At 73.7% G+C, this 9,476-nt stretch carries 8 protein-coding genes and 1 tRNA gene; 7 read left to right on the plus strand and 2 right to left on the minus strand.

The window, feature by feature from the left end; genetic code table 11:
• The first annotated feature begins 178 nt into the window (after nucleotides 1-178).
• Nucleotides 179-517, plus strand: a complete 339-nt coding sequence (locus tag CPE01_RS14285) for an FmdB family zinc ribbon protein (protein WP_146807486.1) — start codon at nucleotides 179-181, stop codon at nucleotides 515-517.
• Nucleotides 518-553: 36 nt separating this feature from the next.
• The gene (locus tag CPE01_RS14290) at nucleotides 554-3,109 is read left to right on the plus strand and encodes a penicillin acylase family protein (protein WP_246783963.1); all 2,556 of its coding nucleotides are present in this window, start codon (nucleotides 554-556) and stop codon (nucleotides 3,107-3,109) included.
• A 66-nt stretch (nucleotides 3,110-3,175) separates the two neighbouring features.
• Here CPE01_RS14290 and CPE01_RS14295 read toward each other — a convergent pair whose 3' ends face one another.
• Nucleotides 3,176-3,811 (minus strand): 5-formyltetrahydrofolate cyclo-ligase, encoded by a 636-nt coding sequence (locus CPE01_RS14295; RefSeq protein WP_146807487.1) that lies wholly within the window; start codon nucleotides 3,809-3,811, stop codon nucleotides 3,176-3,178.
• 227 nt (nucleotides 3,812-4,038) lie between these two features.
• Here CPE01_RS14295 and galU point away from each other — a divergent pair, with 227 nt between their 5' ends.
• The 5 genes from galU (at nucleotide 4,039) to CPE01_RS14320 (ending at nucleotide 8,227) form a co-directional block, all read left to right on the plus strand.
• Complete coding sequence (gene galU / locus CPE01_RS14300) at nucleotides 4,039-4,941, plus strand: UTP--glucose-1-phosphate uridylyltransferase GalU (RefSeq protein WP_146807488.1); 903 nt, start codon at nucleotides 4,039-4,041, stop codon at nucleotides 4,939-4,941.
• A gap of 26 nt (nucleotides 4,942-4,967) precedes the next feature.
• The gene (locus CPE01_RS14305) at nucleotides 4,968-6,203 is read left to right on the plus strand and encodes a molybdopterin molybdotransferase MoeA (RefSeq protein WP_146807489.1); all 1,236 of its coding nucleotides are present in this window, start codon (nucleotides 4,968-4,970) and stop codon (nucleotides 6,201-6,203) included.
• Entirely contained in the window at nucleotides 6,203-6,805 is a 603-nt protein-coding gene (locus tag CPE01_RS14310; RefSeq protein ID WP_146807490.1) for a GNAT family N-acetyltransferase, read from the plus strand. Before CPE01_RS14305 ends, CPE01_RS14310 begins: the two co-directional genes overlap by 1 nt.
• 289 nt (nucleotides 6,806-7,094) lie before the next feature.
• On the plus strand, nucleotides 7,095-8,060 hold the full coding sequence (locus CPE01_RS14315) for a SepX/GlpR family protein (RefSeq protein ID WP_146807491.1): 966 nt from the start codon (nucleotides 7,095-7,097) through the stop codon (nucleotides 8,058-8,060).
• A gap of 94 nt (nucleotides 8,061-8,154) precedes the next feature.
• Nucleotides 8,155-8,227, plus strand: a tRNA-Ala gene (locus tag CPE01_RS14320).
• 39 nt (nucleotides 8,228-8,266) lie between these two features.
• Here the strand turns inward: CPE01_RS14320 and CPE01_RS14325 are convergent.
• Nucleotides 8,267-9,436: an IS481 family transposase gene (locus CPE01_RS14325; RefSeq protein WP_146807492.1), complete on the minus strand. Its 1,170-nt coding sequence runs from the start codon at nucleotides 9,434-9,436 to the stop codon at nucleotides 8,267-8,269.
• Nucleotides 9,437-9,476 lie beyond the last annotated feature (40 nt).

The following is a 9,476-nucleotide window of genomic DNA, read 5'->3' on the forward strand; positions in this document are numbered from 1 at the left end:
GTCCTCGTCCGTGCAGGCACCGTGATCGCAGCGTGCCGAGCGGGCGCGCGCGGGAATCGTCGGGTTGCGCGCGCCGTTACCATTGGCACTCGGAACGTGTGAGTGCCAGCGGACGCCGGTCGGCGCCGGCCCCTCGGCCACCGCACGAGAGCTCACCGAACGAACCCCAGGAGACCCGGTGCCCACCTACTCGTACGCGTGCACGGCGTGCGGTCACGCCTTCGACATCCACCAGTCCTTCTCGGACGCGTCGCTGACGGTCTGCCCCGAGTGCGAGGGCAAGCTCCGCAAGGTCTTCTCGTCCGTGGGTGTGGTGTTCAAGGGCTCGGGCTTCTACCGCAACGACGCGCGTTCGGGCGCGACGTCGTCGTCGGTCCCGGCGGTGTCCTCCGACAGCGCGAAGGGCGGCGCGAGCACGACGTCCTCGTCGTCCGCGTCGACCTCGGGGACCACGTCGACCTCGCCGTCGTCCTCCTCGACGACGAGCGCCCCGGCCGCCGCTCCGGCTGCCTCCTGACGGCGCGGGTCTCGGCGCGGCACTACCCTCGCAGTCGTGCGTAGCCGTGCCTTTCGTCTGACTCTCCTGTCCGTCGCCATCGTCCTGGTGGTGGCGCTGGTCGCCGCTGTCGTCGCCGCGTTCGTCGTCGTCCGCCGACCGTTGCCGCAGGTGAGCGGGTCCCTGAAGGTGGCCGGCCTGCAGGACGAGGTGACCGTGACGCGCGACGCGCGCGGCGTCCCGACGATCACCGCAGCGACCCCGCACGACCTGTTCCTCGCGCAGGGCTACGTCGCCGCGCAGGACCGGTTCTTCGAGATGGACTACCGCCGGCACGTCGTGTCGGGGCGGCTGAGCGAGCTCGTGGGCGAGAACGCCGACGCGCTCGAGGCGGACAAGGTGATCCGCACGTTCGGCTGGCGGCGGGTCGCGGAGCGTGAGCTCGGGCTGGTCGAGGAGTCGACACGCACGGCGCTCGAGGCCTACGCGGACGGTGTGAACGCGTACCTCGACGGCAAGGCCCCGTCGCAGATCGCGGTCGAGTACACGGTGCTCGGGCTGCAGGTCGACGTCGACGCGCCCGAGCCGTGGGACGCGGTCGACTCGCTCGCGTGGCTCAAGGCGATGGCGTGGGACCTGCGGGGCAACTACGACGACGAGCTCTCGCGGGCCCGCGCGTACGCCTCCGTGCGGGACGTGGCCCGGGTCGACGAGCTGTTCCCCGCCTACCCCTACGACCTGAACGCGTCGATCCTGACGGGTGACGACCTGGTGACGCCGACGGCGGCCGCGGCGCCGGGCGCGGTGCTGGACCTCGACGACGCGGGCATCCAGCGCGCGCTGGACAGCGCGAGCAAGGCGCTCGCGGCGGTGCCGCACCTCGTCGGCGAGGGCGAGGGCGTCGGCTCGAACTCGTGGGTGATCGCGGGCGAGCACACCGCCACCGGCAAGCCGCTGCTCGCGAACGACCCGCACCTGGGCATCTCCGCGCCGGGCGTCTGGGCACAGGTGGGGCTGCGGTGCTCGACGGTCGACGAGGCGTGCCCCTACGACGTGTCGGGCTTCTCGTTCGCGGGCTTCCCGGGCGTCGTCATCGGCCACAACGCGGACCTCGCGTGGGGCCTGACGAACCTCGGCGCGGACGTGACGGACTTCTTCCTGGAGCGCGTCGAGAACGGCCGCACGCTGCGCGGCGAGGAGACCGCTCCGATCACCACGCGCCGCGAGGTCATCAAGGTCAACGGCGGCGACGACGTCTCGATCGAGGTGCGTCAGAGCGTGCACGGGCCGATCGTCTCGGACGTGCTCGAGGTGGACGCGGTCGAGCGCGCGCCGCTGCCGGACGGGATCGTCGGCCGCGAGTACGAGGTCGCGCTCGCCTGGACGGCGCTCGCGCCGGGCCGTACCGCCGACGCCGTGCTGGCGATGGCGACGGCCCGCGACGCCGAGGACGTCGCGCGCGTGGGACGGCTGCTCGACGTGCCGTCGCAGAACATCGTGTTCGCCACGACGGACGGGCACATCGGCTACCAGGCGCCCGGGCGCATCCCGGTGCGCAACGTCGTGCCGGGCGACGTCCCGTCCGACGGCACGTGGCCGCGGCCCGGCTGGGACCCGGCGTACGACTGGCAGGGCTACGTCGACCCCGAGGTCATGCCGCGGGCGCTCGACCCGGTCGAGGGCTTCGTCGTCGCGGCGAACCAGGCGGTGACGCCCGCGGGCGTCGGTCCGTTCCTCACCGACGACTGGGACTACGGCTATCGCTCGCAGCGCATCCGCACGCAGGTCGAGTCCGCGATCGAGAGCGGCACGCCGATCACGGTCGAGGACGTCGGCACACTGCAGAACGACCAGCACAACCCGTACGCCGACGTGCTCGTGCCGTGGCTGCTGCGGATCGGGATCGAGGACACGTTCGCCGACGACGGTCAGCAGCTGCTGCGCTCGTGGGACCGCGTCTCGAGCGAGGACTCGGCCGCGGCGGCGTACTTCGCGGCGGTGTGGAAGACGCTGCTCTCGCTGACGTTCGCCGACGACCTGCCGGACGGCGACATGCCCGACGGCGGCTCGCGCTGGCTCGAGGTGGTCCGTGGGCTGCTCGACGACCCGGACTCGGAGTGGTGGGACGACCGCACCACGCCCGGCCTGCTCGAGGGCCGCGACGAGATCCTGTACCAGGCCATGGTCACGGCCCGCCTGGAGCTCACGCAGCAGCTCGGCCGCGACGCGGACGAGTGGCGCTGGGGCCGGCTGCACTCGGCCGCGCCCGAGCACCCGGTGCTCGGCGGCTCGTCGATCCCCGGCCTGGTGCGCAACTTCGTCAACCCCGACCCGGTCGGCGTCGGCGGGAGCTCGTCGATCGTCGACGCGACCGCGTGGGACGCCTCGCAGGGGTACGAGGTGACCGCCGGGCCGTCGATGCGCATGGTCGTCGACCTGGGGGACCTCGACTCGTCGACGTGGGTGAGCTTCACCGGGACGTCGGGTCATCCCGCGAGCCCGCACTACGCCGACCAGCTCGGCGCGTGGGCGGACGGGCGCACGTTCCCGTGGCCGTTCTCGTCGGCGGCGACGACCGCCGACGCGGTCGACCGGCTGACCCTGCACCCCTGAGCCGGGGGACGGCCCCGGCGCCCGGCCCGACAGCGCGTCCGGCGGGCCGGTGACGGCTCGCGCGGCTCAGGACGTGAGCGGGACCCAGCCCTGGGGTGTCGCGTAGGCGTCGACGCGGCGGTCGTGCGGCTCGTGGGGGAGCGGGTCGACGGTCGCGTCCCGCACCTCCTCGGGGAACACCACGCCGACGACGAGCGCGTCCGGCCGGGCGTGCTCGAGCGCGCGGTCGTACCAGCCGCCGCCCTGCCCGAGCCGTCCGCCCGCGGTGTCGACCGCGAGCGCCGGCGCGACGATCACGTCGGCGTCCGCGAGCGCCTCGGCCGGCAGCGTGGGGCCGCCGGGCTCCGGGGGCCGCCCGGGGGCGCGTTCCTGCAGGTCGTCGACGCCCTGGTACTCGCCCCAGCCGCGCTGCAGTCCGGCGCCGAGGACGGGCAGCAGGATGCGCACGCCCCGCGCCGCGAGCCGCTCGAGCAGCACGCCCGTGCCGGGCTCGGTCGGCCGCGCGGCGTAGACGGAGACGCAGCGCGCGGTGGCGACCGCGGGGATCGACTCGATCACGTGCGCGAGGGCCGCGGCCGCCTCGTCGCGCCGTCGCTGCGAGCGGTGCGAGCGGGCCTTGCGGATCGCCGAACGGAGCTGCTCCTTCTCTTCCTCGGGCTCCGCCGCGAGGGCGTGGTTCGACGAGTCGGCAGCACTGCTCATGCCAACAGTGTCTCAAACGATCGTCTGGATGTGGTCACCCGGACCCCGACCGGCCCGCCGTGCGGACGCCCTGCGGACGTGCGCGAGAGCCGGACCGGCCGGTCCGGGGCCGTCGAGCGACGTCGTCGTGAACGCCCGACGACCACCGGACGTCACTCGCACGACGTAACCCACGCCACATTCGCCTGCCCTGGGCGTGGCCCGGGATCCACGGCTAGCGTTCCGACATGACGATCCACAAGGCAGTCATTCCCGCCGCAGGTCTGGGCACCCGGTTCCTGCCGGCCACGAAGTCGACGCCCAAGGAGATGCTCCCGGTCGTCGACAAGCCCGCGATCCAGTACGTCGTGGAGGAGGCCGTCGCGGCCGGCCTGGACGACGTCCTGCTCATCACCGGCCGCTCGAAGCGCACCCTCGCGGACCACTTCGACGCGGTCCCCGAGCTCGAGGCGGCCCTCGAGGCGAAGGGCGACACCGAGCGCCTCGCCAAGGTCCGCGAGTCCACCGAGCTCGCCAACGTGCACTTCGTGCGGCAGGGACAGCCCCGCGGCCTGGGGCACGCCGTGCTGCAGGCCAAGCACCACGTCGGCGACGAGCCGTTCGCGGTGCTGCTGGGCGACGACCTGATCGACGAGCGCGACGCGCTGCTCACGCCGATGCTCGAGATCCAGGAGCGCCTGGGCGGCTCGGTCATCGCGCTGCTCGAGGTCCCCGCCGAGCAGATCTCGTCCTACGGCTGCGCGGCGATCGAGCCGATCGACGGCACGCAGGATGCCGACACCGTGCGGATCACCGGTCTCGTCGAGAAGCCCCCGGTCGACGAGGCGCCGTCGAACCTCGCGATCATCGGCCGCTACGTGCTGCACCCGGCGGTGTTCGAGGTGCTCGAGAACACCGCGCCGGGCCGTGGCGGCGAGATCCAGCTGACCGACGCCCTCGCGACGCTCATGGACATGCCCGCCGAGCAGGGCGGCGGCGTCACGGGCGTCGTGTTCCGCGGCCGCCGCTACGACACGGGCGACCGTCTGGACTACCTCAAGGCCGTCGTCCGGATCGCGGCGGATCGTCCGGACCTGGGACCCGACTTCAAGGAGTGGCTCGCCGGGTACGTCGCGGGCGCCGAGGTCTGATCGCTGAGGCGGGGCACAATGCCCGCATGAGATCGGTCCAGGACCACCTGGCAGCCGTGCTCGCCGCCGTCGGGCCGGTCGCGCCCCTCGACGTCGCGCTGCACGACGCCGCAGGCTGCATCCTCGCGCGTGACCTCGTCGCGACGAGGGACGTGCCCGCGGTGCCGCTCGCGGCGCGCGACGGGTACGCGGTCGCGGCGCACGAGACGGCGGGCGCGGGGTACGACGGCGAGCTGACGCTGCCCGTCGCGCACGACGTCGGGCCCGGGGGACCGGCGGGGCTGCGGCTCGCGCCGGGCCAGGCCGTGCGCGTCTCGTCGGGTGGGCCGCTGCCGCTGGGCGCGGACTCGGTGGTCCCGCTCGAGGAGACCGACCGCGGTGCGGTGCGGTTCGCGCTGCAGCGGCCCGCGGTCGCGGGTCAGCACGTGCGCACGGTCGGTGTCGACGTGCGCACCGGGGAGGTCGTGCTGACGGCCGGCACGCGCCTGGGGGCGCGCCAGCTCGCGCTCGCCGCCACGCTCGGGCACGGACGGCTGCACGTGCACCCGACGCCGCGCGTCGTGCTGCTGTCGGTCGGCGACGAGCTCGTCGAGCCCGGCACCGCGCGCCCGCCCGAGGGGGCGGTGTTCGAGACCGACGGGCACGCGCTCGAGGCCGCGGTCCGCGACGCCGGAGCGACGCCCGTGCGCGTCGGGATCCTGCCCGACGACCGCGGCACGCTGCGCGAGGCGCTCGACGACCAGCTCGTGCGCGCGGACCTCGTCGTGATCACCGGTGGCCTGTCCGAGCTCGTCGGCGACACGGTCAAGGACGTGCTCGCGACGCTCGGCACGGTCCGGCTCGACCACGTGGCGATGACGCCGGGGTTCCGGCACGGGTTCGGCACGGTCGGCAGCGACCTCGGCACCGACCGCGCGGTGCCGATCTTCGCGCTGCAGGGCGACCCTGTCGCCGCTCAGGTCTCGTTCGAGGTGTTCGTGCGCCCCGCGCTGCGCGCGATGGCCGGGCACGCCGAGCTGTACCGCCCGAGCGTCGCGGCACGCGCCACGCACGGCTGGACCGCTCCCGCGGGGCTGCGCCAGTTCGTGCCCGCGAGCGTGCTCGGCACGCCCGAGGAGGGCTACCGGGTCACCGCGCTCGGCGACCCGTCCGCGCCCACCGTCAGCGCGCTCGCGCACGCCAACGCGCTCGCGGTCGTCGGTGAGCACGACACCACCGTCGCACCGGGGCAGGTCGTGCACTGCCTCGTGCTGGAGGGGTGATGGCCAAGGGCTGGCCCGCGATCCTCGTCGACGGCCCCGTGCGACTGCGGCCCTTGCGGCGGCGCGACGCGCAGGCGTGGCTCGAGCTGCGGGCGCAGAACGCCGCGTGGCTCGAGCCGTGGGACGCCACGAGCCCCGTGCCCGTCGAGGGGCCGCGGCCCACGTTCAACCAGTTCGTGCGGATGCTCTCGGCGCAGGCGCGCTCGGGCGTGAGCCTGCCGTTCGCGGTGGACCACGCCGGCGAGCTCGTCGGCCAGGTCACCGTCTCGTCGATCACGTACGGCTCGCTGCGCTCGGCCTCGATCGGGTACTGGCTCTCGCAGCACGTCGCCGGGCGCGGCATCATGCCGGTGGCCGTGGCGCTCGCGGCCGACCACTGCTTCACCGCGCTCGGGCTGCACCGCATCGAGATCAACATCCGGCCGGAGAACGGGCCGTCGCTGCGCGTCGTCGAGAAGCTCGGGCTGCGCGACGAGGGGGTGCGCGAGCGGTTCCTGCACATCGGCGACCGCTGGTGCGACCACCGCACGTTCGCCCTGACGGCCGAGGAGGTCCCCGAGGGCCTGCTCGCGCGCTACCGCCGCACCCACCCGAGCCCTTGACCCCGCCACCGCGGGCCTCGCGACCCCGCGCGCCCGCCGGCGATCCCGGTGGCCCGCTCGAGATCGGCAGCTGCGTGCGAGCTCGGCAGTCCGGATGCACGAGCAGGCGCAGGACTGCCGAGCTCGTCGTCCGGGTCGCGTGCGGCCCCCGTGCCGGGCGCTCACGGAGCGGCCGGATCCGCGGTCCGGCGGGGCGATCCGGTGGCGGAGACGCGAACTCGTCGGATGCGGGGCGCGACACGCCGGACGCGTGCAGCGGCTGCACGGGCAGGCGACCTAACGTCGGGGCGTGAAGGATCTCACCGGGCCGATCGCGCTTGCGCTCGTCGCCCTGTGGGTGGCGTACCTGGTGCCGCACAAGCTGCGGCACCGGCAACAGCTGGTGGAGTCCCGGGTCGACGACCGGTTCTCCGACGCACTGCGTGTGGTCGCGGTCAGCGACCGCCCGGGTCGCGCCCGGGCGCAGGCGCCGGTGACCGGCCCCGACTGCCGACCTGCCGGCACGCCGGGGTTGCTGACCCCCGGCAGAGGGGTGCTCGTGGCAGCGACGAGCACCGCGACAGGAGGCAGGACCGTGGACCGACCCACCGCGCAGCACGACAGACTCACCGCCGAGGTCGCTCGTCGCACCGCTCAGGCGCGAGCGCAGCACGCGGCCGCCCTCGCGCGCCGCGGGGCCGCCGCTCGTCGCCGCGGCCTGCTCGCGGGCAGCCTCGCGTTCCTCACGCTCGTCGGCGTGGTGGTCGCCGTGGCCGTGCCCGCCGTCACCTGGCTCGCGGCCGCGGTCCCGGCCGCGCTCCTGACCACCGTGGTCGTGCTCGGCCGTCGGGCCGTCGTCGCGGGACGTGCCGCCGACGCCGCGTTCGCCGAGCGCATGGCCGAGGCCGCGCGCGCCGCGCAGGAGGCGCGGGCCCGCGCCAACCGCGTGCTGACCGGCGCGACGCGCGTCGTGCAGCCGTCCGTGACGGGTCACGCCGTGCGGCCGTCGGACACGCCCACGCAGATGATGGAGCGCGTCGTCGTCGACGACTCGTGGTCGCCGGTCCCGGTGCCCAAGCCCACCTACTCGCTCAAGGCCGAGGCCCCGCGCCGCGAGCCCGTGCCGCTGGAGAACCTCGAGGGCTCGACGGCGGTCGTCGCGCCCGCCGAGTCGACCCCGGCCGCGACCGTGCCGGCCGAGGTCAAGGCGCCCACGACCACCGGTTCGATCGACCTCGACGCGGTCCTGGCCCGGCGTCGCGCGTCGGGTCAGTGAGTGCTCTTGGTCCTGGCGATCCGGGTGACGACCGGGGGAGCGAGGCCGATTTTTCTTGGACCGCTCGCGTGGGCTAGTCTGTAGCCCGCTTCAAGGGGCTGTGGCGCAGTTGGTAGCGCGTCTCGTTCGCAATGAGAAGGTCAGGGGTTCGAATCCCCTCAGCTCCACCCTGTGATGTCGCAGGACATCGGCAACAAGCCGGACCCTCAGGGGTCCGGCTTGTTGCGTTGTTGGGGTTGGTAGTCGCGGGTGGGGTCGAGGATGAGCTCGCGCAGGAGTTCGCCGGTGATGGCGTGGACGATGCGGATGTCGTGGTCGGCGATGAGCATGATCACGGGGGTTCGGGCGTGGGTTCGTCCGATGCCGATGTGGTGTAGTCGGCCGTGGACTCGCAGGGTGAGTTTGCCGTTGTTGTCGATGCGGTCGTGGCGGACGCGTTCGTGGGTGCCGGCCCCGCCGTGGGGGTGGGCCTTGGCCTTGGCGGTGTAGGCCGCGGCGGGGGTCCGTCCGCGCAGTGAGGTGTGGGGTCGGGCGGTGTTGTAGTGCTCGCGCCACTGATCGAGCAGCCTCTGCAGGTCGTGCAGGGTGGTGGCGGCGGGGCGCGCGGCGAGCCATTTCTTGAGGGTCTGCTGGACGCGTTCGACCTTGCCGCAGGTCGTGGGGTGGTTCGGGCGGGAGTGGCGTTGCTCGACGTGCAGGCGTGCCAGCTCGGACTGGAACGCGTTGCGGCCGCCGCGACCACCGGCCAGGCGGGTGGTGAAGACCATGCCGTTGTCGGACAGGACCGCGGCCGGGACGCCGTGCTCGCTGATCGCGGCGCGGAAGGTGGTCACGACGTCTGGTCCGCGGACGCGGTCGTGGGCGGTGCAGGCCGCGACGAACCGGGAGTGGTCGTCGATGAAGGTCAGGACCTCGGAGTCGGTGCCGTCGGCCAGGCGCACGTGGGTGAAGTCGGTCTGCCACAGCTCGTTGGGCAGGGTCGCCTCGAAGCGGATGTAGGACGTGCGGGGACGCTTCTTGGGTGCGGGTGTGATCAGGCCGGCCGTCTTCATGTGTCGCCAGATCGTGGCCGGGGCGATCGTGAGGTCGTGGTGTTGGGCAAGGTGCCAGGCGATGGTGCGTGCACCGGCGTCCATGCCGTCGGTCAGGAGCTTGGCGCGCAGCTCGATGATCAGGTCGACGATCTGCGGTGCGGTCGCCTGCGGTGAGGACCGCGGGCGACGTGAGCGTGGCTCGAACGCTGCCTCGCCGACGTCGCGGTAGCGGGCGACCAGACGGCTGACCCAGGAGCGGGACAGCCCGTAGGCGCGGGCGACCTCGGCCTGCGAACGGCCCTCGAGCACGACAGCGGTGATGACCAGACGAGCACGCGACATGCCCGAGGATCCCCGCCGGACGCGTTGCCTATGTCCTGGG

It is taken from the genome of Cellulomonas persica, assembly GCF_007989825.1.
Taxonomy (GTDB): Bacteria; Actinomycetota; Actinomycetes; order Actinomycetales; family Cellulomonadaceae; genus Cellulomonas; species Cellulomonas persica.

Coding starts and splice junctions, on each gene's coding strand:
- CPE01_RS14305 (WP_146807489.1), top strand. CDS start 4,968: ATGAGATCGGTCCAGGACCACCTGGCAGCCGTGCTCGCCGCCGTCGGG.
- CPE01_RS14295 (WP_146807487.1), bottom strand. CDS start 3,811: ATGAGCAGTGCTGCCGACTCGTCGAACCACGCCCTCGCGGCGGAGCCC.
- CPE01_RS14310 (WP_146807490.1), top strand. CDS start 6,203: ATGGCCAAGGGCTGGCCCGCGATCCTCGTCGACGGCCCCGTGCGACTG.
- CPE01_RS14325 (WP_146807492.1), bottom strand. CDS start 9,436: ATGTCGCGTGCTCGTCTGGTCATCACCGCTGTCGTGCTCGAGGGCCGT.
- galU (WP_146807488.1), top strand. CDS start 4,039: ATGACGATCCACAAGGCAGTCATTCCCGCCGCAGGTCTGGGCACCCGG.